The sequence below is a fragment of the Salinisphaera sp. S4-8 genome, assembly GCF_040361235.1.
Taxonomy (GTDB): domain Bacteria; phylum Pseudomonadota; class Gammaproteobacteria; order Nevskiales; family Salinisphaeraceae; genus Salinisphaera.
In genome coordinates this window covers 531042-550282 of the sequence record NZ_APNF01000001.1, presented here as the reverse complement: position 1 = coordinate 550282, position 19241 = coordinate 531042, and the positions used below count along the sequence as shown (strand labels likewise).

The 19241-nt window shown below is 64.2% G+C and carries 20 protein-coding genes; 10 read left to right on the top strand and 10 right to left on the bottom strand.

Annotated features, from left to right (window positions below; genetic code table 11):
- Nucleotides 1–15 precede the first annotated feature (15 nt).
- Nucleotides 16–2037, top strand: coding sequence for a hydantoinase/oxoprolinase family protein (locus tag S4A8_RS02545; protein ID WP_353218901.1), 2022 nt, complete (start codon nt 16–18; stop codon nt 2035–2037).
- A 108-nt stretch (nt 2038–2145) separates the two neighbouring features.
- Here the strand turns inward: S4A8_RS02545 and rpmG are convergent, their stop codons facing one another.
- The 5 genes from rpmG to radC all read right to left on the bottom strand — a co-directional run bounded on the left by rpmG (nt 2146) and on the right by radC (nt 5010).
- Nucleotides 2146–2301 carry a 50S ribosomal protein L33 gene (rpmG, locus tag S4A8_RS02540; RefSeq protein WP_209060564.1) on the bottom strand — a complete coding sequence of 52 codons (156 nt, stop codon included), beginning with the start codon at nt 2299–2301 and terminating at the stop codon, nt 2146–2148.
- The gene (gene rpmB / locus S4A8_RS02535; RefSeq protein ID WP_006912358.1) at nt 2301–2534 is read right to left on the bottom strand and encodes a 50S ribosomal protein L28; all 234 of its coding nucleotides are present in this window, start codon (nt 2532–2534) and stop codon (nt 2301–2303) included. The genes rpmG and rpmB overlap by 1 nt, the downstream gene beginning before the upstream one ends.
- A 139-nt stretch (nt 2535–2673) precedes the next feature.
- Nucleotides 2674–3330, bottom strand: a complete 657-nt coding sequence (locus S4A8_RS02530) for a putative outer membrane beta-barrel protein (RefSeq protein WP_353178896.1) — start codon at nt 3328–3330, stop codon at nt 2674–2676.
- 201 nt (nt 3331–3531) lie between these two features.
- Entirely contained in the window at nt 3532–4203 is a 672-nt protein-coding gene (locus S4A8_RS02525) for an outer membrane beta-barrel protein (RefSeq protein WP_353178894.1), read from the bottom strand.
- Between the two features lie 132 nt (nt 4204–4335).
- Nucleotides 4336–5010 carry a RadC family protein gene (gene radC / locus S4A8_RS02520; RefSeq protein WP_353218900.1) on the bottom strand — a complete coding sequence of 225 codons (675 nt, stop codon included), beginning with the start codon at nt 5008–5010 and terminating at the stop codon, nt 4336–4338.
- Between the two features lie 118 nt (nt 5011–5128).
- Here radC and coaBC point away from each other — a divergent pair, with 118 nt between their 5' ends.
- From coaBC to argB, 3 genes are read left to right on the top strand one after another with little or no spacing between them, the layout of a single operon-like run.
- Nucleotides 5129–6373: a bifunctional phosphopantothenoylcysteine decarboxylase/phosphopantothenate--cysteine ligase CoaBC gene (gene coaBC, locus S4A8_RS02515; RefSeq protein ID WP_353218899.1), complete on the top strand. Its 1245-nt coding sequence runs from the start codon at nt 5129–5131 to the stop codon at nt 6371–6373.
- Nucleotides 6373–6828 carry a dUTP diphosphatase gene (dut, locus tag S4A8_RS02510; RefSeq protein ID WP_353218898.1) on the top strand — a complete coding sequence of 152 codons (456 nt, stop codon included), beginning with the start codon at nt 6373–6375 and terminating at the stop codon, nt 6826–6828. Before coaBC ends, dut begins: the two co-directional genes overlap by 1 nt.
- 37 nt (nt 6829–6865) lie before the next feature.
- A complete protein-coding gene (gene argB, locus S4A8_RS02505; protein WP_353218897.1) occupies nt 6866–7777 on the top strand; it encodes an acetylglutamate kinase in 912 nt (303 codons plus the stop codon).
- A gap of 46 nt (nt 7778–7823) precedes the next feature.
- Here argB and S4A8_RS02500 read toward each other — a convergent pair whose 3' ends face one another.
- The 4 genes from S4A8_RS02500 to pyrE form a co-directional block, all read right to left on the bottom strand.
- Nucleotides 7824–9506, bottom strand: a complete 1683-nt coding sequence (locus tag S4A8_RS02500) for a methyl-accepting chemotaxis protein (protein ID WP_353218896.1) — start codon at nt 9504–9506, stop codon at nt 7824–7826.
- Nucleotides 9507–9536: 30 nt separating this feature from the next.
- The gene (locus S4A8_RS02495; RefSeq protein WP_353218895.1) at nt 9537–9842 is read right to left on the bottom strand and encodes a hypothetical protein; all 306 of its coding nucleotides are present in this window, start codon (nt 9840–9842) and stop codon (nt 9537–9539) included.
- A gap of 210 nt (nt 9843–10052) precedes the next feature.
- Nucleotides 10053–10934, bottom strand: coding sequence for a DUF4153 domain-containing protein (locus S4A8_RS02490; protein ID WP_353218934.1), 882 nt, complete (start codon nt 10932–10934; stop codon nt 10053–10055).
- Nucleotides 10935–11843: 909 nt separating this feature from the next.
- The gene (gene pyrE, locus S4A8_RS02485; protein ID WP_353218894.1) at nt 11844–12497 is read right to left on the bottom strand and encodes an orotate phosphoribosyltransferase; all 654 of its coding nucleotides are present in this window, start codon (nt 12495–12497) and stop codon (nt 11844–11846) included.
- 148 nt (nt 12498–12645) lie between these two features.
- Here pyrE and S4A8_RS02480 point away from each other — a divergent pair, with 148 nt between their 5' ends.
- The 5 genes from S4A8_RS02480 to S4A8_RS02460 are packed head-to-tail and all read left to right on the top strand — an operon-like array spanning nt 12646 to nt 17503.
- Nucleotides 12646–13437 (top strand): exodeoxyribonuclease III, encoded by a 792-nt coding sequence (locus S4A8_RS02480; protein WP_353218893.1) that lies wholly within the window; start codon nt 12646–12648, stop codon nt 13435–13437.
- Nucleotides 13424–14938, top strand: a complete 1515-nt coding sequence (locus S4A8_RS02475) for an AmpG family muropeptide MFS transporter (protein WP_353218892.1) — start codon at nt 13424–13426, stop codon at nt 14936–14938. Before S4A8_RS02480 ends, S4A8_RS02475 begins: the two co-directional genes overlap by 14 nt.
- Nucleotides 14935–16305 (top strand): DUF4139 domain-containing protein, encoded by a 1371-nt coding sequence (locus S4A8_RS02470; protein WP_353218891.1) that lies wholly within the window; start codon nt 14935–14937, stop codon nt 16303–16305. The genes S4A8_RS02475 and S4A8_RS02470 overlap by 4 nt, the downstream gene beginning before the upstream one ends.
- A gap of 3 nt (nt 16306–16308) precedes the next feature.
- Nucleotides 16309–16839: a hypothetical protein gene (locus S4A8_RS02465; protein ID WP_353218890.1), complete on the top strand. Its 531-nt coding sequence runs from the start codon at nt 16309–16311 to the stop codon at nt 16837–16839.
- A 46-nt stretch (nt 16840–16885) separates the two neighbouring features.
- The gene (locus S4A8_RS02460; protein WP_353218889.1) at nt 16886–17503 is read left to right on the top strand and encodes a Type 1 glutamine amidotransferase-like domain-containing protein; all 618 of its coding nucleotides are present in this window, start codon (nt 16886–16888) and stop codon (nt 17501–17503) included.
- A gap of 16 nt (nt 17504–17519) precedes the next feature.
- Here the strand turns inward: S4A8_RS02460 and ispA are convergent, their stop codons facing one another.
- Entirely contained in the window at nt 17520–18407 is an 888-nt protein-coding gene (ispA, locus tag S4A8_RS02455) for a (2E,6E)-farnesyl diphosphate synthase (RefSeq protein ID WP_353218888.1), read from the bottom strand.
- A 212-nt stretch (nt 18408–18619) separates the two neighbouring features.
- On the opposite strand from ispA, the gene S4A8_RS02450 reads away from it, so the two are divergent.
- On the top strand, nt 18620–19240 hold the full coding sequence (locus tag S4A8_RS02450) for an ABC transporter substrate-binding protein (RefSeq protein WP_353218887.1): 621 nt from the start codon (nt 18620–18622) through the stop codon (nt 19238–19240).
- Nucleotide 19241: the final 1 nt, after the last annotated feature.

The following is a 19241-nucleotide window of genomic DNA, read 5'->3' as shown; positions in this document are numbered from 1 at the left end:
TCCGCTGACAGGATCATGACCGTAAACCACGACGATCGTTCGACAAAGCCGCAATCGACCCCGCCCGCCGCCGGTGAACTGGGCGTGGATACCGGCGGCACCTTCACCGACGTGATCGCCCGCGAGCACGGCCGGCTGGCGGTCTACAAGATCGCCTCTACGCCCGACGCCCCGGAAGCGGCGGTTATCGACGGCGTGCGCCATTTTGCCGGCGACGCCGCCGCGGACTGGCGTATCGTGCATGGCTCGACGGTCGCCACCAACGCCGTGCTGGAAAACAAGCTCGCGCGCACCGCCTATATCGCCAATACCGGCTTTGCCGATGTGCTCACCATCGGTCGTCAGGCGCGGCGCGAGTTGTATGCGCTGGAGCCTGCGCCCAATCCGGTCCCGGTCGAGCCCGGCCTGTGTTTCGAAATCGATGCGCGCCGCGACGCGAAAGGCCAATCGCTGGTCGCCCTCGACGAGGACATGTGCGACGCGCTGGTCGACAAGCTGCGCGAGGCCGGTGTGGAGGCGGTGGCCATCAACCTGTTGTTTGCGTTTCTCAACGGCGACGACGAAGCCGCTATCGAAACCGCCTTGCGCGCCGCATTGCCCGATCTGGCCATTGCCCGCGGCAGTCGTGTGCTGCCCGAATACGGCGAATACGAGCGCGGTATCGCCACCTGGCTCAACGCCGCGCTTGGCCCGACCGTGGGCGGCTATCTGCGCCGGCTCGAAAAGGCGCTCGAACGGGTAGCGATCATGCACGGCGCGGCCGGCACGGTCGGTGTCGACCAGGCTGCGGACAACGCCGTGAATCTGTTGTTGTCCGGACCGGCCGGCGGACTGCTGGGCGCACGCTTCGTGGCCCGCGCAGCCGGTCTCGAGCGCGTGCTTACTCTTGATATGGGCGGTACCAGCAGCGATGTGGCGCTGGTCGCCGACGAACTGGCACTGACCAGCAAGACCCGGATCGCCGGTTACCCGGTGGCCGTGCCCATGGTCGACATGCATACCATCGGCGCGGGCGGCGGTTCGATCGCCTGGCTGGATGCCGGCGGGTTGCTACAGGTCGGCCCGGCCTCGGCCGGTGCCGAGCCCGGCCCTGCCTGTTACGGCAAGGGCGGCGAACAGCCCACCGTGACCGATGCCCATGTCGTGCTCGGCCGCCTGCCGGCCTCGACCCAGCTGGGCGGGCATATGGGCCTGGATGTGGATGCCGCCCGGCGGGCGGTTTCGCGTATCGCCGAACCGCTCGATCTGAGCGTGGAAGCGGCCGCTGCCGGCATTCTGCGTATTGCCGATGAAGCCATGACCGGTGCCCTGCGGGTGATTTCGGTTGCCCGCGGTGAATCCGTGGCCGACGACAGCCTGCTGTGTTTCGGCGGGGCGGGGCCGTTGCATGCCTGTGCGCTGGCTGACGGCATGGGCATGAAACGGGTGCTCATTCCGGTATTCGCAGGCGTGCTCTCGGCGCTGGGCATGCTGGTGGCACGACGTTCGCGCGAGCGCTCGCTGAGTATTCTGCAGCCGCTGGCGCATATCGATGGCAACGAAATCGACAGCTGGCTGGCGCCACTGCGCGAAGCCACCCGCGATGAGCTGGTCGCCGAAGGCGTGGCCGAAGCCGATATCGAGGAACGCCTGAGCGCGGATTTGCGCTATGCCGGCCAGAGTGCCTCGCTCAATCTCGCCTGGCGTGCGCCGGACGAACTGATGCGGGCTTTTCATGAAGCGCACGAAGCGCGCTACGGCCATCGCTTCGATTTGAGTGTGGAACTGGTCAATCTGCGCCTGCACCGTGCCGGGCCGGTGCCGGATGTCGAGCTGCCGGATATCGAAGCTGGCGAAGGCGCGCCCGAGACCGCGCAAACCGTGGCAGTACATGAATGCGGCGACGCGGTGCCGCTCTACGAGCGCGAGTCGCTACGCGCAGGCCAGCATTTCGAGGGCCCGGCGATCGTGCGCGAGCAGGTCACCACGACATGGATCGCGCCAGGCTGGTCTGCCGAGGTCGATACCAAGGGCAATCTGTTGCTGCGCCGGGACTAGGGCGTATCTCGCGACGACCGGCCCCAAAAGGCAGGACGCACAAAAAAACCGGCGCACGGCCGGTTCTTTCGCGATCGGCACCGGCGCGTCACGCCGGTACAGCGAAGATCACTTGATCTTGGCTTCCTTGAAGGTCACGTGCTTGCGCGCCTTGGGATCGTACTTCTTCATCTCGAGCTTGTCGGGCGTGTTCCGCTTGTTCTTGTACGTGGTGTAGAAGAACCCGGTATCCGCCGTCGAGACCATGCGTACTTTTTCGCGCATTATGCTTTCTCCTGCTTGCGGATCTTGGCAAGCACTGTATCGATGCCCTGGCGGTCGATAATACGCATGCCCTTGGCAGACACGCGCAGGCGCACGTAGCGCTTTTCCGATTCCACCCAGAAACGATGCCAGTGCAGGTTGGGCACAAAGCGACGTTTCGTCTTGTTGTGGGCGTGCGAGACGTTGTAACCGGTGACCGGCTTTTTGCCGGTGACCTGACAGATCTGGGACATGACTAACTCCTGGGTCGCGCGCTCATGCGTCAGCGAGCCGCGCATTTAACCATCAATAACCGCGCGACACAACCGTTGTGCGCCAGAATTTGCAGGCCGCCGGTACGAAACGCGGCGGCCCGCAAGCCGGGCTGCTGTCTTAGAAGTTCACGCGTGCGCCGACACGGATCTCGTTGTCGAAGCCGATATCGCGACGCGACGTCTCGATGTCGCTGGCACGGAAATCGGCCGTGAGTGCGAGCGCGTCGTTGACGTAGCCCAGCGCACGCACGCCATAGCGCACACCGTCGGCATCGCCCAGGCCCGAGCCCAGATCGCCGTAATCGACCCAGCCGACATGCGGGTTGATTTCGATACGCGGATCGACCATCCAGCGCAGACCGACATCGGCGCCATAGCCGTTGGCGTCGGCATCGTCATTGCTGCCCGGCAGGTCGTCGAGGTTCAGGCGCTCGAAGGAGACCTGGCCGTAATAGCCCACGCCCGTGCCATCGCCGCGGCCGAAGTCGTAGAAATCGTTGGCGCCGACACCGATGCTGGTGCGATTGGCGTCGAACGCACTGCTGTCCACATCGACCCAGTCATAGCGGCCATTGACGTAAACATTGGGCGTGATCGCGACCGAGCCTTCGATGCCATAGCCGTCGTAATCGTGACCGGTGCCATGGGCGTCGCCATCGACGATCCAGTCGCCCTGAACATAGCTGTAATCGGGCGCGCCGGGCGTATCGTTGGGCGCGGCAATGCCGACCATCGGTACCAGGGATACACTCAGGGCGAGCAGGGTCTTGTTCATCGGATCTTCTCCTGTTGAGCGCAGAACTTATTGAAAGATAAGCAAGTTCGCGGCTGGCGCAAGCTAGTGGCTGGGTCGCGGTGTGTCAAAGCGTATTTGTGCTGAGAGACCGCCCCCGGTAATAAAACACCCCGCCGAAGCGGGGTGCCGGGACCGCGGCCGCGCACCCGCGCGACCGCCGGATTCTTTACGCCGTCGGCGCTAGAAGCTGTAGCGCGCGCCCACCTTGACTTCATTGCCGAAGTCCAGGCCGGCGCTGCCGATGTCGTAATCGGTCTTGGCATATTCGGCCGACAGGGCGAGATTGTCGGTCAGGTAGCCGAGCGTGCGCAGGCTGTAGCGCATGCCGTCGCCCTTGCCCAGATCCACGCCGTCGCCGGAATTGCGGCCGTAGTCGACATAACCGATGTTCGGGTTGATCTCGACGGCCGGGTCGACCATCCAGCGCAGGCCGGCATCGATGCCGTAGCCGGTGGCGCTCGTATCGGCGCTGCCGACCACATCGTCGAACTGCAGCCGCTCGTAGGACACCTGGCCGTAATAGCCGATGCCGGTGCCTTCGGCGCCGCCGTAGTCGTAGAAGTCGTTGAGGCCCACACCGAGGCTGCCGCGATCGACATCGGTACGCGAGTCGTCCACATCCAGGCGGTCATAACGGCCTTTTACATAGACGTGCGGCACGATGGCCGCCGAGCCTTCGAGGCCGAAACCGTCATAGTCGGCATCCGCGCCGTCGACCTTGCCGTTGGGGATATAGTCGCCCTGGACATAGGTATAGCTCGGGCCCTCGGCGCTGGTCGGGGCGGCGATGGCGGCAAACGGTACGCAGGCGGCGCCGATCAGGATCACGGCCTGTCTATTGATGTGCTTCATGATGTACTCCAAAACGGTGGGGCCGGTGCAGACCGGCCGGGACAGCAATCTGTCCGCGCACATCATCTTAATTTTAAATTAACGAAACATTAACGCGTCTTAACGGCGCTGCGAAGCCTTTGTGGGCAAGGGCTAGAGCAACCCGCGTTCGGCAAACGAGACGGTTTGGCGCGCGGCGATGACCAGATGATCGAGCACGCGTACGTCGACCAGCGCGAGTGCGTCGGCCAGTCGATGGGTGATATCGCGATCGGCCGCGCTGGGCTCGGCCACGCCCGAGGGATGGTTGTGGGCGAGGATCACCGCGGCCGCGTTGTGGCGCAGCGCGGCCTTGACCACTTCGCGCGGATAGACCGCCGCGCCATCGATGGTGCCGCGAAAGAGTTCCTCGAAGGCGATGACATGATTGCGCGTGTTCAAGAACACACAGGCGAAGACCTCGTGCGGCACATGGGCCAGTTTGAGGGTGAGATAGCGCCGGGTGGCTTCCGGTGCGCTGAGTACGTCCACCTCGGCCAGGGTTTCCGTGGCATGACGGCGTGCCATTTCCATGACCGCCTGCAACTGGGCGAATTTGGCCACGCCGAGGCCGTTGGTGGCACAAAAGGTCGCCTGGTCGGCCGCGAGCAGCGCGCCGAGGCTGCCGTATTCGGCCAGCAACTGGCGGGCGAGATCCACCGCGCTCGCCCCGCGTACGCCCACCCGTAGAAAAATCGCCAGCAGTTCGGCATCCGACAGCGCACCCGCGCCGCGTTCCAGCAGTTTTTCTCTCGGCCGCTCCGCGGCCGGCCAGTCGGCAATCCCCATTGCAGATCCTCCGTATCGTTGTTTTGCGATCCTCGTGGTTCGTTATCGGCCGGTACAGCGAGTCAATCCTGTAATTGCAAAGCGAGCGCCGTCCAGTCAGGCAGGTACAATGTCGATCATGTCTATACTTGCTCATCGCAGAATCCTGCTCGGCGTGACCGGCAGTATCGCGGCCTACAAGGCGGCCGTGCTCGTACGCCGGCTGGTCGAAGCCGGGGCCGAGGTCCAGGTGGTGATGACCGAGTCGGCCAAACGTTTCATCACGCCGATGACACTGGCCGCGCTATCCGGTCACGCGGTGCGCGACAGCCTCTGGGACGAGGCGGCCGAGCTGAACATGGGGCATATCGAACTGGCCCGCTGGGCCGATCTGATCGTGATTGCGCCGGCCTCGGCGGATACGCTGGCCCGTCTGTGTGCTGGCCGGGCCGACGATCTGCTGTCCACGCTGTGTCTGGCAAGCCATGCCGAGGTGATGGTCGCCCCGGCGATGAATCACGTCATGTGGGCGCATCCGGCCACCTGTGCCAATGTCGAAACGCTGGGCGCACGGGGCGTGCGGTTCATCGGCCCGGCCGAGGGCGCACTGGCCGAGCGTGAAAGCGGGGCGGGGCGCATGGTCGAGCCCGAAGCGATTTGCGATGCGGTCGTCGATTATTTCGAAACGGCGACCGGCGAGGGCGTGCTCGCGACCCGGCACGTGGTGATCACCGCCGGGCCCACGCGCGAAGCGCTCGATCCGGTGCGTTTCATTACCAATCATTCTTCCGGGCGTATGGGCTATGCCCTGGCCGCGGCCTGTGCCGATGCCGGCGCCCGGGTGACACTGGTGTCCGGGCCGACCGCGCTGGCCGTGCCGGCCGGCGTGGAGCGGGTGGACGTACAGTCGGCCGCGGACATGCACGCCGCAGTCATGGCCGTGATCGATACGGCCGATATCTTCATCGGCGCGGCCGCGGTTGCCGATTACCGGCCGGCGACCACCGCGGCCGACAAGATCAAGAAGTCGGACGGCGATACCAGCCTGGCGCTGACCCGGACCCGCGATATCATCGCCGACGTGGCCGCCGCCCACCCCTATCTGTTCACGCTGGGTTTTGCGGCCGAAACCACCGACATGCAGGCCAGTGCGCGTTCCAAGCGCGAACGCAAGAAGCTGTCGATGGTGGCCGGCAACGTCGTCGGCCCGGAACATGCGTTCGGCCGCGACGACAACGCGCTGTACGTGGTCTGGGACGGCGGCGAACGTGAACTTGCCCAGGCCAGCAAGCAAGAACTGGCCGAACAGCTGGTCGATCTCATCGCCGAGCGCATGGCCGCCGAAGTCGGCCTGTTACCCGATTCATCCGAAGGAAACGTTTGATGTCCCGTTTGCAGGTCAAGGTGCTCGATGCCCGTCTGGGCCGCGATTTCGAATTGCCGCAGCGGGCCACGGCCGGCTCGGCCGGTATCGATCTGCGTGCCATGCTCGAGGCCCCGCTCACGCTCGCCCCAGGCGCATGCGAACTGCTGCCCACGGGATTGGCGATTCATATTGCCGATCCGAACCTGGCGGGCCTGATTCTGCCGCGTTCGGGGCTGGGGCATAAGCACGGCATCGTGCTGGGCAATCTGGTCGGGCTGATCGACTCCGACTATCAGGGCCCGTTGATGGTGTCCTGCTGGAACCGTGGCACGGCCGAATTCACTATCGATGTCGGCGAGCGTATTGCCCAGTTCGTGCTCGTGCCGGTGGTCGCCCCTGAGCTTGAAGTGGTTGAAGCCTTCGACGACAGCGCCCGCGGTGTGGGCGGCTTCGGGTCGACCGGCAGCCGCTGAGCAGCACGCCATGACACCATTCGAACAACACAAACGTATGTCACTCGATCCCGAACAGGCCGCGCGCGTGGCCCGCGTGCTCGGCGAAGCCTTGCCCTATATTCGGCGCTTTGCCGGCAAGACGGTAGTGATCAAGTATGGCGGTAACGCCATGACCGATCCCGAGCTCAAGTCTGGTTTCGCCCGCGATATCGCGCTCATGAAGCTGGTGGGTTTCAACCCGGTGGTTGTGCACGGCGGCGGCCCGCAGATCGGCAAGCTGCTCGAGCGCGTCGGTAAGCAGACCGAGTTCATCAAGGGCATGCGGGTCACCGACGAAGAAACCATGGACGTGGTCGAAATGGTGCTCGGCGGGCTTGTCAACAAGGAGATCGTGAATCTCATCAACCAGCACGGCGGCCGTGCCGTGGGCCTGACCGGCAAGGACGGCGGACTGATTCATGCCCGCAAGCTGGCGCTGGTGGGTGACGATACCGACCTGGGCTTCGTCGGCGAGGTGTCGCATATCGACCCACGGATCGTGAAACGCCTGGAGGCGGACGATTTCATCCCCGTAATCGCCCCGATCGGGGTGGGCGCGGACGGACGCAGCTACAATATCAATGCCGACCTGGTGGCCGGCAAGATCGCCTCCGTGCTCGAAGCCGAAAAGCTCATGCTGCTCACCAATACGCCCGGCGTGCTCGACGGTGAGGGGCATCTGTTGACCGGCCTGGCACCCGGCCAGGTGCGGGAACTGATCGACAGCGGGGTGATTCACGGCGGCATGCTGCCCAAGATCCAGTGCGCGCTGGACGCGGTGGCTTCGGGGGTGACATCGGCCCATATCGTGGATGGCCGGGTGGAAAACGCGGTACTCCTCGAGCTGTTCACCGATGCCGGCGTGGGCACCCAGATCACGCGCCAGCCCGCCGAACCCCCGGCAGTCAACGATCCCGAACCGGCCTGAGTTCAGGCCGGCTCGGGCGCGCCCGCTTTATGCGCTAGATCGATACCTAGAAAGTCGCCCAGTCGGCATCTTCTTCGGGCATGGGCCGGGCCGGCGCCTGCCGTGGCATCTTGGTGGCGATCCTGGCCGGGTCGGCCGGGCGGGCTTGTACCGCGGTGGCTGCAGGCGCGAAGTTTTCGTCGGGTAGTTCGAAGAAGGCGATCTGCTTTTCGAGCGCGCCGGCCTGTTCTTCCAGGGACAGACTCGCCGCTGCCGACTCCTCGACGAGTGAAGCATTCTTCTGGGTCGTGGTATCCATTTGCGATACTGCGATATTGACCTGGTCGATGCCGTGGGCCTGCTCGTTGCCCGCTGCGGCAATTTCGGAAATCAGGTCGCCGACCTGGGCGATCGAACCGACGATCTCCTTGAGCAGGGTTCCTGACAGCTCGACCTGATTCGAACCGTCGGCAACCTTCGCTGCACTGTCCTCGACCAGTGTCTTGATATCCTTGGCCGCGGCTGCGCTGCGGCTAGCCAGATTTCGCACTTCCGAGGCAACCACCGCGAACCCGCGACCCTGTTCGCCGGCGCGCGCGGCCTCGACCGAAGCGTTGAGCGCCAACAGGTTGGTCTGGAAGGCGATATCGTCGATCAGGCCGACGATTTCGCTGATGCGCTTGCTCGATGCGCTGATTTCGCCCATCGCATGCACCGCGCGGGTGACGACCTCGTCGCCTTCGCCGGCACGTGTGCGTACGGCATGGGCGAGCTGGTCGGCCTGAGTGGCGTTGTCGGCGTTCTGTTTGACCGTCGCGGTCATCTGTTCCATCGACGCCGCGGTTTCTTCGAGGCTTGCCGCCTGCTGCTGTGTGCGTGTGCTGAGCTCGTCGTTGCCCGAGGCGATTTCGCGTGCACCGGCGTGCACGTTCTGGCTGAGTTCGCGTAGCGAGATCACCAGGGCGGTCAGCTGTGCGCGTTGCTCGGCCATCGCTGCGAGTAGCCGGCCGACTTCATCGCTGCCGCGGACCGTGATCTCGCGGCGCAGGTTGCCGCGGGCCACGTTCTCGACCACATCGACGGCGTAATCCAGCGGCTTCGTAATGCTGCGCGTGATGATCCAGGCAAACACAATGGCCAAAACGATTGCTGTGCCGGCGAACGCCAGCAGCGCGATCATCGAACTGCGCTGCTGAGCCTCGAGCGCGGGAATGCTCTGGGCCATGCGCGTATCGGCCAGTTGATCGATCGCTTCGGCCATCGACTCGAGATCGTAGATCGACTGTTTGTATTCTGAGAATGCAGAATTTGCCGCAGCGGTCGAACTCAACTCGCCGTCTCGGATCCGGGCATAGGTCCGATCGAAGCCGTCGCGATAGCCGGCAAGTGCACTCGCTGCATCGCGGTAGAGTGCACGCTGCTTGTCGTTTACGGCCATTTGCTCGCCGTGCTGGAGCACGCCGACGAGTGCCTTGTGGTTATCGTCCCATGCCTGCTTGTAGTCGGCACGCTTGGCGGCATTGCCGATATTGATGAAGGTGTCTTTTTCGTAGCGCCGCGCTTGCAGCCCAAGGCGCTGAACTTCTGCCGAATTGAGCGCGATTTGCGTATCCACGCTGATGGCGCGCGTTGCGGTGGCGGCCACGTGGTTGAGGCCGTAGGTCGCCACCGCTGTATCGACGATCAGAAGAAGCGTCAATATGCCGAAGGCGAGCCCCAGACGGCGGCCGATGCCGAGTCGATTGAGCATGAGGAAGACCGGTCGATTAAAGTTGTCTTCTTATCGACGCGGATGTGCATTGCTTGAGAACAGCGCCGCGACGTAAGGCGGCCATGCACCGGCAATGCGGCTACGGCGCGGCGCGTCGGCGCTTGGGTTGGTATCGAAGGTCGCGAACGCCTCGGTGAGTGTGCATCCGTCGAAGCGCCGGGCGTGGGCGAGATCTTCAGCGTGCAACGCCAGGCCGCGCAACCATGCCACGGTCGGTGCGATATCCGCGTTCTCGGCTTGTTCGGGCACCTCCGGGATATTGTCGTCGCCGTGCGAGGACGGGGCGCCGGCGGTGTCCCGCCCGGTCAGGTCCACCGATGTGTTTTTGTTACAGCTGCCAAGCAATGCGACGCATAAGACAAGCCAGGCCGCGATATGCCATCCGTCGGCATCGTGATCGCCAATCCCATGCTACGAGTGCCGGGCGCTGCATCGCCACGTCGGCATGCCTACGGCAGAGCGCGGGTCGGCACGGGCACGCTATGGCGATCGGGTTTCAGCCATATGTCGTGCTTGAACGGCCGGTCAGCGCCTATCGCTTAGATCGCGCAGGTAGGTATCATCGGGCGTGATGACATAAAAGCAGCGCTTGTCCTTGAACGCGACGAACGGCCCCGGCACGGCCTGCGGAGCCACATTCGTGTCGTTTTCGGATTCGGATACCCCGCCGCAGCCGTGTGATGAGACCGGGCCAACCTTGCGCCATTCGCCGTCGATCTGCGCATAGGCCGAACCATAGCGATGACCGGAGGACGAGCGGGTGAAAACCCACCAGAAAGTCATGTCCGGATGCTGTGCGCGCACCAGCGTACAACGCCCCGGTGAGTGCAGACACTCGGGCCATGCCTCGGCGGCTGTCGTGATGAATTCAGCCGGTACGACCGTATCGCCGGGAACAATATTGAACGTCGCGGCAATCGCGTCGGGGTCGGTCGTATCGACCGTCGGTTCGACATCTGTTGTCGACGGATTGTCGAGTACGGCCGCGATCCGTTGGGCGACGCGTGGATGGCTGTCGGCAAAATCGCTGTAACGCAAGCGCTTCAATTCCGCGACGCCATAGGCGCCGAGCTTTTTGCGTAGATAGTTGTAGTCGAAGTGCTCCGGTGCGACGCGAGACTCGGTCAGCCGTTGGGCCTGGCTATGCGCGCTCAGGGCGCGCAGATCGGCCAGCGGCGTGTTGACCAGAATCAGCGTGCCGGCGACGACCAGGCCCATGACGACGTTGATCCGCTGCAGTCTTGCGCTGGCCTTGGCGCGTGACCAAAGGATCACCAGCGCATAGCTGAGTGCATAGGCGGCGATCAGGGCCAGCAGCACGACGGCCCAGAGTCGGTCGACGCTCAAGCCGTGCTGGCCGATACGCAGGCCCAGTGCCCAGCTCGCCAGAACGACGTTGAGCGGCAGGAGTATGACGGCCCCCCCAAACCAGCGCGCGTAGCGGGCGTGGGTACCCCGTTTCCTGTGGTGCTTCGAGAAATGCCGTGGCGAACAATGCCAGCAGTACCACGCTGAGCATCATCATCAGCGAGGCCGCACGCCCGGTCGCCCATATCTGTTCGACGCCGACCCAAGGTAACGCCAGGGCAAAGAGCAGGATGGCGAGCGCTACGGGTACCAGCAGCACCCGTAGCAGGGCGCGGGTGATGGCGCTCAACGTCGCGATCAGTCGCGGCTGGTTGCGTATGACGACCAGCGCTATGCCGGCGATCAGGCCGTTGCACAGATAGCCGAACAGTTCGTTGTTCAAAAGCTGCGAGAACAGCGTAATGCCGATGGCATCGAAAAGCATCGCCCAGAGTGTTAGCAGCCCCCAGGCAATGCCGAGAAACACGCTCACGAGCACGATGCAGAATAGCTGCTCGTGCGTGTAGATCAGCAGCAGCGGATAGTGAAAGACGGGTTTGTGCTGTGCGGTCCAGGCACGCAGATAGCTGGCGAGCACGAACACCGCGGCGCCCATGCTCAGTGCGAAACTCAAGAGGAAGGCATCGGTCGGGTAGCTGTGATTTTCGAACGGCTCGCACAGCCAGCCCAGATGCCAACCGAGGCCGAACAGCAGCGGCGCCAGCAGGACGGCCGCGATCAGATTGTGTATGTCGTACAGACGTTCGCAGCCCAGATAAAACAGCAGCGGCAGCAGGCCGACGACGACATAGGCGCCGTACAGCCAACGCGGCGCATCGAAAGCGTCGCTCGCCTGCGCCAGCCCATACAGTGCAAGCGCCTGCGCTACGGCAAGGGCGATCAGCGCATAGCGCGTAAGCCGGTCGAGGCCCGGCGTGTAGTCGCTGTTCGCGTCGGCGCTGCGCGTGCTCACGCTACGCCGTATTCGTCGCGATAGCGCTTGATTGCGGCGAGTGTGCCGGCGTCCAGGCCCGTGTGTTCGGCATACCCGATCACATCATCGAGATTGGCCACGGCGACGGTGGGAATGCCTTCGTCTTCAGCCAGCGCCTGCAATGGCGAACGCGCATCCGTACCGCGTTCCTGGCGATCGAGGGCGATGAGTACGCCGGCGACTTCGCTGCCTGCGTTGCGGATCATGGCAATGGCTTCGCGTACCGCTGTACCGGCGGTGATCACATCGTCGACGATTACCACGCGCTGGCCCAACGGCGCGCCCACCAGCGTGCCGCCTTCGCCGTGATCCTTGGCTTCCTTGCGATTGTAGGTGAATGGGACGTCGCGGCCGTGATCGGCCAGTGCACAGGCGACAGTGGCCACCAGCGGGATACCTTTATAAGCGGGGCCAAACAGGCTGTCGTAGTCGATGCCGGCCTGCGTGAGCGCCGCGGCATAGCCGGCGGCCAGGCGTTTCATGCCGGCGCCGGAGGCGATCGCGCCCATATTGAAGAAGTAGGGGCTCACGCGGCCCGACTTGAGCTGGAACTCGCCGAACTTGAGCGCGTCGTAGGTAGCGGCAAGGGCCAGAAAATTCTGGCTATGGTCGGTGGGCGGCGCAGACATGGGCAGTTCCCGGCGTGGTTGGATCGTACGGGCTTGGCAAGCACGTATGATAAGGCCTGCGCGGCGCAGCGGCGAGCCGTCACCGAAACGGTCCGCGGCGCGCAAGCGCTTGTCAATCAAGCCAAACAGGTCAAACAAGGGAACGTCGATGCGGGTCATGTCCTTCAACGCCAACGGTATTCGTGCCGCGCAGCGCAAGGGGTTTTTCGAGTGGATGGCCACCCAGGACCCGGACGTGGTCTGTATCCAGGAACTCAAGGCCCAGCAGCATCAGCTCGAGGGGGTGGCCGCGTTCTGGCCGGAGGGCTATCACTGCTTCTATGAAGAGGCGACCAATCGCAAGGGCTATTCGGGCGTGGCGATCTATTCCAAGCGCGAACCCGACGAGATCATCCGCGGTATGGGCCACGATGAATTCGACGCCGAGGGCCGCTATATCGAGGCGCGTTTTAAAATGCCCGACGGCGATCTGAGCATTGCCAGTCTGTATGCGCCCTCCGGCTCGTCGGGCGATCATCGCCAGGACTCCAAGGAACGCTATCTGGTGCATTTCCCGGAGCTGCTGGCCGCGCGCGCGGCAGCGCCCGGCGATTATCTGGTCTGTGGCGACTGGAACATCGCGCACAAGGAAATCGATCTCAAGAACTGGAAGAACAACAAGAAGAATTCGGGCTTTCTGCCCCACGAGCGCGAATGGATGGATCGGCTGTTCGGCGAAATGGGCCTGGTCGATGTATTTCGCGAGATCAACCCCAACGAGGATCAGTTCACCTGGTGGTCCAATCGCGGGCGGGCCTGGGATAACAACGTGGGGTGGCGCATCGACTATCACGTGGCCACCCCCAATCTCGCCGCCCGGGCCACGGCCGAATCGGTGTATCGCGCCGAACGCCTCTCTGATCATGCCCCGCTGACGATTGATTACGATGTCGACTTCTGAAGGTCTCGACACCGCAGGCAAGGGCCGGCGTGACTGGCGCGCGGCACTCGAAGTCTATGCCCAGCCGCGCGTCATCGGCATGGCCTTTCTCGGCTTCGCCTCGGGACTGCCGTTTCTGCTGGTGTTTTCCACGCTCTCGGCCTGGCTGGCGCAGGAGGGCGTGTCCAAGACCACGATCGGGTTCTTCTCGTGGATCGGGATGATGTACTCGATCAAGTTCTTCTGGGCGCCGGTGGTCGATCGCCTGCCGCTGCCCGTACTTGGCCGTCTGCTGGGTCGGCGCCGGGCCTGGATGCTATTGGCTCAATGTGGGCTCATGGCCGGTCTGATCGCGATGGCGACGACCGACCCCACCCAGAATCTCGCTGCGCTTGCCTGGTTCGGTTTGCTGGTGGCGTTTTCCTCGGCCACCCAGGATGTGGCGATCGACGCCTGGCGTATCGAGGCGGTAGACGAAAGTATTCAGGGCGCGATGGCGGCCACCTATCAGGCCGGCTATCGCATCGCGTTGCTCACCGCTGGCGCGGGCGCGTTCTATATCGCCTCGGGCACATCCTGGCCGTTCACGTATTTCGTCATGGCCGGGCTCGTCGGCGTGGGCATGGTGACCGTGTTGCTGGTCGCCGAACCGGAAGCCTCGGCGCGGGCGTCGCTGCTGCCGGAAGAGCCCTGGGTGAAGGCGCATCTGCAACGGTGTGGTTTTCTGCCCGAGCCGGTGCGTGGCGCCTATGGCTGGGTGCTGGGCGCGGTGGTGTGTCCGCTGGTGGATTTCTTCGCCCGCTACGGCATGCCGGCGATCATCATTCTGTTGTTCGTGAGCCTGTTCCGGGTGACCGATATCACGCTCGGCGTGATGGCCAACCCGTTCTATCTGGACATGCATTATTCGCTCAACGAAATCGCGAGCGTGACCAAGCTGTTCGGCATTGCCATGACCCTCGGCGGCGCGGCGCTGGGCGGCGTGCTGATCGTGCGCTACGGCATTCTCAAGCCGCTGCTGGCCAGTGCCATTCTCGCGGCCGCGACCAATCTCGCTTTTGCCTGGCTGGCTTCGCAGGCGCCGGATGCGCAGAGTCTGCTGCTGTTCAATACCGGGCTGATGGATATGGCCACCCGCGGCGACAGTGCTGCGTTTTTGTGGACGCCGTTTCTGAATACGCCCTGGCAGCCGGGTAATCCGGGGCTGCTGTCGCTGGCGCTGACCGTATCTGCGGATAATCTGTCGGGTGGTATGGCCGGCTCCGCGTTCATCGCCTATTTATCCAGCCTGACGAATACTCAATACACGGCAACCCAGTACGCCCTGTTTTCATCGCTAATGACGTTGCCCGGCAAATATATCGGCGGTTATTCGGGCTGGGTGGTCGACAACTTCGGCTATCTACCGTTTTTCAGCTACACCGCGCTGGCGGGCGTGCCCGCGATTTTGCTGGCGGTATGGCTGTTTTATATTCACCGGCATGAACAACCGGCTCATAAACCGCAGGAATCGGCGTCATGAAGCATTCGAATCACTGGCTCAAAGCCCTGGCCGTGTTGCCGGCCAGCCTCGTACCGCTGGCTGTATTCGCGGCCACGCCGGCCGATCAGAGCCGGGTCGATGCCATGGCCTTGTACAACCGCGGCGCCGCAGTGGTGCAGACCACGCGCGATATCCCGCTCAAGTCCGGTGCCCAGACCATTGGGTGGCCGATCTCCGGGCGCCTGCGCGCGGATACGCTCTGGCTCGAAGGCGAGGGCGTGCGCCTGACCGGGCTAAGTACGAATATGCCCGATGACAGCGGCCAGGGGCTGCTGGCCGCGCGTATCGGCCAGCCAGTTACGCTGCTGCCGGCCAATGACGAAGGCGATGCCAGCGCGCGCGAGGCTACGCTGGTGGCGGCCAATGGTGACACGCTGCTGGTACGCGTCGATGATCATATCGAACGCCTGGGTCCGAATTCGCCCTGGCGTATCACCTGGCCGGCCGGCGACGACAGCGCCGCCGGGCTTAGCCTGGATATCGACGCCGACAAGGCCGGCAAGCAGGCACTGACCGCGACCTATCAGATCGACGGACCGAGCTGGCAGGCCAGTTATACCGGGCGTTTCGATGCCCAGGCCGGCCAGCTGGAACTGGCCAGCATGGCGGTCATCGACAATAGCGCCGGCGCGCGATTGGCCGCCGACAAGGCATGGCTGGTCGCCGGCGATGTGGCGCGTAGCACGGGCAATGCGCCCGCACCGATGATGATGGCCCGCGCCGAAGCCAAGGTCAGCGATGCTGGTGCGCCCCAGGCCAGCGGCGACACCTATCGCTACGCGCTCGACAACGGCATTGAGGTCGCGGCCGGGGGCATTCGCGCGGTATCGATCATGGCGCCGAAAACCTTCGAGGCCACACGCAGCTATCGCTTCGAGAACAGTTTCTATTCGATCAGCCGCGACAGCCAGCGCAGCCATGCCCAGATTCGTCTGGCCTTCGACAATAATGCCGATGTGCCGCTGCCGGCCGGCGTGGTACGGGTCTACGACAGCAGCGGCGCGGCCAATCTGATGGGCGAAGACCGTATTGGCGACACGCCCAAACAGGCGCCGGTCACGCTCACGCTCGGTACGGCTTTCGACCTGACCAGCGAGCGTCGCCTGGTCGAGGATCGCAAGACCGGCGAGAACGCGCGTCGACGCACGATCGAGATCACCTTGCACAACGCCAGCGCCGATAGCGCGAGCGTCGAGGTCATCGAACACCTGCCCGAGGGCGCGCGTATCGAATCGGCGCAACCGACGGTCGCCGATGACGCCCCGGCGAATACCGCCCAGTGGCAGGTCGATGTGCCAGCCAATGGTGAACAGACCGTGCGCTATACGGTGAGCTGGGAGAACTAGCCGATGGCGACCCGTGATCTGGCCCTCATCGGCGTACGGCTGATTGCGTTCTATCTGGTCGTACGCGGCCTTTTGGTCGCGGCCCAGAGTGTGCCCTACCTCTGGGCGAGTCAGCCGGTCGATGACCCGTCATTGGTACAGCTGAGCGTGCTGCTGCAACTGATCGTGCCGGTCGTGCTGGCGGCGTTGATGTGGCTTGGCGCGCCGTGGCTTGCGAACCGTATGACGCGCGGCGGTGCCGGGCCTATCGAAACGGGCGGTTTGAGCGCCGAGGCGGTCGCGGCGACGGCCTTTGGCGTGGCCGGCGTGGTCGTGCTGATTCACGGTCTGCCGCAATTGATATGGAGCGCGGTCCAGGCGCTGGTCGTAAGTCGGCAAACCGGTACCGCGTTTACGGCGCACGATCCGTGGTGGCAGGTGGCGGCGCTGGCCCTGCGTTGCGTGCTGGCGATAGCCGTCGTGTGTGGCGCGCGTTCGCTGGGTCGGTGGGTGCTTCGGCTACGCACGCTGGGCCTGCATTCGGGCGCGTCGTGAGCCGCTGCACGCCAATCGTTTTTATGCATGCGGGAGGGGGTGGCCGATGAAAAGCCTTTTTCTGTCGTCCTCGTTTGCCCAGGTCGCAGATGAGTTCGCACGGTTCGTCGGCGATGACTGCGCGGGTAAGCGCGTAACCTTCATCGCCACGGCCAGCGTGGTCGAAAGTGTGAATTTCTACGTCGAGCAGGGCCGGCAGGCGTTACAGCGTCTGGGCCTCGAAGTCGACGCGCTGGATATTTCCACGGCCACGCGCGAACAGACACGCCGCACGCTGCAAGACAACGACTATATCTATGTCAGCGGCGGCAATACGTTCTATCTGCTCCAGGAGCTGCGAAGAACAGGTGCCGACCAGGCGCTGGTTCGGCAAGTCGAGTCGGGCACGCCCTACCTGGGTGAATCGGCGGGGGCGATGGTCATCGCACCGCATATCGAATACGCGCGGTTTATGGACGATCCCGCGGCGGCCCCCGATCTGGATGCCTTGAGCGGGCTCGGGCTGATCGACTTCTTTCCGGTTCCGCATTACGGCAACGCCCCGTTTGCCGCGGCCGCCGAACAGATCATGGCCACGTATGGTGCAACGCTCGCGCTTCGGCCCTTGAGCAATACGCAGGCGGTGATTGTCGACGGCGAGCGCGTTGCGGTTGTGGGCGCCTGAGCCGATCGGCGCGCGGCTAATGGTCGCGCTTGACGATCTCGGTGGCGATTGCGCGTAGCGGGTCGGCATCGTCGCCGAATGGCGCCAGCGCCGCGAGCGCGTCCTGGTACAGGCGGTTTGCATAATCGCGCGCTGCGTCCAGGCCGAGCAGGGCCGGATAGGTGGCCTTGGCATGGGCGATATCCGCACCCTGGGTCTTGCCCAGCGTCTGCGTATCGGATTCGATATCGAGCACGTCGTCGCGTACTTGAAACGCCAGCCCGATATGCTCGGCAAAGCGATCCAGCGCGGCGCGGCGATCGGCGCCCAGCGACGGCTGGCTATCGGCGGCCAGACGCACGCAGGCACGCAGCAGTGCGCCCGTCTTGTGCCGATGCAGGCGTTCGAGCGTGGCCTGGTCGATCGTCTTGCCTTCGCTGGCCATATCCAGCACCTGCCCGCCCACCATCCCGCGCGAGCCGCAGGCCAGCGCCAGCGTATGCGTACGCGCGGCAGCGATCTCGGGTCGGTCGGCCACGCTCACATCCGTCGTCAGCACTTCGAAGGCCAGACTTTGCAGGGCATCGCCGGCCAGAATGGCGGTCGCCTCGTCGTAGGCGATATGCACGGTGGGCTGGCCGCGGCGCAGGGCATCGTCGTCCATGGCCGGCAGGTCGTCGTGAATGAGCGAATAGGCATGGATGAGTTCGACCGCAGCAGCCGGCGCATCCAGGCGTTCGGCGGCGATGCCGAGGGTTTGGCCGGTGGCATGGACCAGCCGCGGGCGAATACGTTTGCCGCCGCCGAGCACGGCATAGCGCATCGCCGCGTGGAGCCGTGTCGGTTCGGTATCGGCACCGGGCAGCGCGCGTTCGAGTGCAGCTTCGATACGGGCAGAACAGGCGTTGGATGCGTCGGTGGCCATGGGCGGGCAAGCCGTTGTTGAGCGGCGCTTTGATAGACGATGGCGCGCTAGCTAGCCACTAAAGCGCGAAGCGGTCAAATAGCCGGATCGCGCGAAGGGCGATCGCCGCTTGAAGATTCGATGACGAGCGCGCCGCCCGGCGAACTCCGGGTGGCGGCGCGTGGTCCATCGCTATCGAACGAGCGAGCGGGCGGGCACCCGAGGAGACGAACATGCGTCGGCGTCGAAATACGTTGCGAAACACCTTGAGCTGCGTGCTGGCAACGCTTGTCGTGGTGGTTTGTCTGGGCGTGTGGAACGCGGCGGCCCGCGAGCCGGCCCCGGCGCTGATCGAGCGTTTCGACAGCCTGCTGCTCACGACGATGAAACAGGGCGACGCGCTCGATTTCGATCAGCGCTATCACCGTATCGCCCAACGTATCGATACGGATTTCGATATCGCCCAGATTGCCCACCGGCGCCTGGGCGGGCAATGGGCGCAGATGAGCGCGCAGGCGCGTCACGCCTATGTGGCCCGGCTTCGACATACGCTGATTGCGCGCTATGCACACGACTACGACCACTATGCCGGTCAGCATTTCATGATATCCGGGCTGCGAACGCTCGCCGGCGACACCCGCGAGGTCGAAGCCGCGCTGGTAGAACCTGACGGGCGGCGGCGGGTGACGCACTATATTCTGGCCAGCGACCACGGCCGCTGGCGTGTGGTCGGCCTGTCGCAGCCGAGCGGCTATGCCCAGGCCGCGATCACGAACGAGGACACGCCGCAGGCGCTTTTCGGCTGGCTCGGCCGGCCGGGTACGCCGGCTACCCACAAGTCGCCGCCGGTCTGAC

Bases quoted from the DNA above. Each gene is read 5' to 3' on its own strand.
- S4A8_RS02545 (WP_353218901.1), top strand. From the start codon at position 16: ATGACCGTAAACCACGACGATCGTTCGACAAAGCCGCAATCGACCCCG.
- rpmG (WP_209060564.1), bottom strand. From the start codon at position 2,301: ATGCGCGAAAAAGTACGCATGGTCTCGACGGCGGATACCGGGTTCTTC.
- rpmB (WP_006912358.1), bottom strand. From the start codon at position 2,534: ATGTCCCAGATCTGTCAGGTCACCGGCAAAAAGCCGGTCACCGGTTAC.
- S4A8_RS02530 (WP_353178896.1), bottom strand. From the start codon at position 3,330: ATGAACAAGACCCTGCTCGCCCTGAGTGTATCCCTGGTACCGATGGTC.
- S4A8_RS02525 (WP_353178894.1), bottom strand. From the start codon at position 4,203: ATGAAGCACATCAATAGACAGGCCGTGATCCTGATCGGCGCCGCCTGC.
- radC (WP_353218900.1), bottom strand. From the start codon at position 5,010: ATGGGGATTGCCGACTGGCCGGCCGCGGAGCGGCCGAGAGAAAAACTG.
- coaBC (WP_353218899.1), top strand. From the start codon at position 5,129: ATGTCTATACTTGCTCATCGCAGAATCCTGCTCGGCGTGACCGGCAGT.
- dut (WP_353218898.1), top strand. From the start codon at position 6,373: ATGTCCCGTTTGCAGGTCAAGGTGCTCGATGCCCGTCTGGGCCGCGAT.
- argB (WP_353218897.1), top strand. From the start codon at position 6,866: ATGTCACTCGATCCCGAACAGGCCGCGCGCGTGGCCCGCGTGCTCGGC.
- S4A8_RS02500 (WP_353218896.1), bottom strand. From the start codon at position 9,506: ATGCTCAATCGACTCGGCATCGGCCGCCGTCTGGGGCTCGCCTTCGGC.
- pyrE (WP_353218894.1), bottom strand. From the start codon at position 12,497: ATGTCTGCGCCGCCCACCGACCATAGCCAGAATTTTCTGGCCCTTGCC.
- S4A8_RS02480 (WP_353218893.1), top strand. From the start codon at position 12,646: ATGCGGGTCATGTCCTTCAACGCCAACGGTATTCGTGCCGCGCAGCGC.
- S4A8_RS02475 (WP_353218892.1), top strand. From the start codon at position 13,424: ATGTCGACTTCTGAAGGTCTCGACACCGCAGGCAAGGGCCGGCGTGAC.
- S4A8_RS02470 (WP_353218891.1), top strand. From the start codon at position 14,935: ATGAAGCATTCGAATCACTGGCTCAAAGCCCTGGCCGTGTTGCCGGCC.
- S4A8_RS02465 (WP_353218890.1), top strand. From the start codon at position 16,309: ATGGCGACCCGTGATCTGGCCCTCATCGGCGTACGGCTGATTGCGTTC.
- S4A8_RS02460 (WP_353218889.1), top strand. From the start codon at position 16,886: ATGAAAAGCCTTTTTCTGTCGTCCTCGTTTGCCCAGGTCGCAGATGAG.
- ispA (WP_353218888.1), bottom strand. From the start codon at position 18,407: ATGGCCACCGACGCATCCAACGCCTGTTCTGCCCGTATCGAAGCTGCA.
- S4A8_RS02450 (WP_353218887.1), top strand. From the start codon at position 18,620: ATGCGTCGGCGTCGAAATACGTTGCGAAACACCTTGAGCTGCGTGCTG.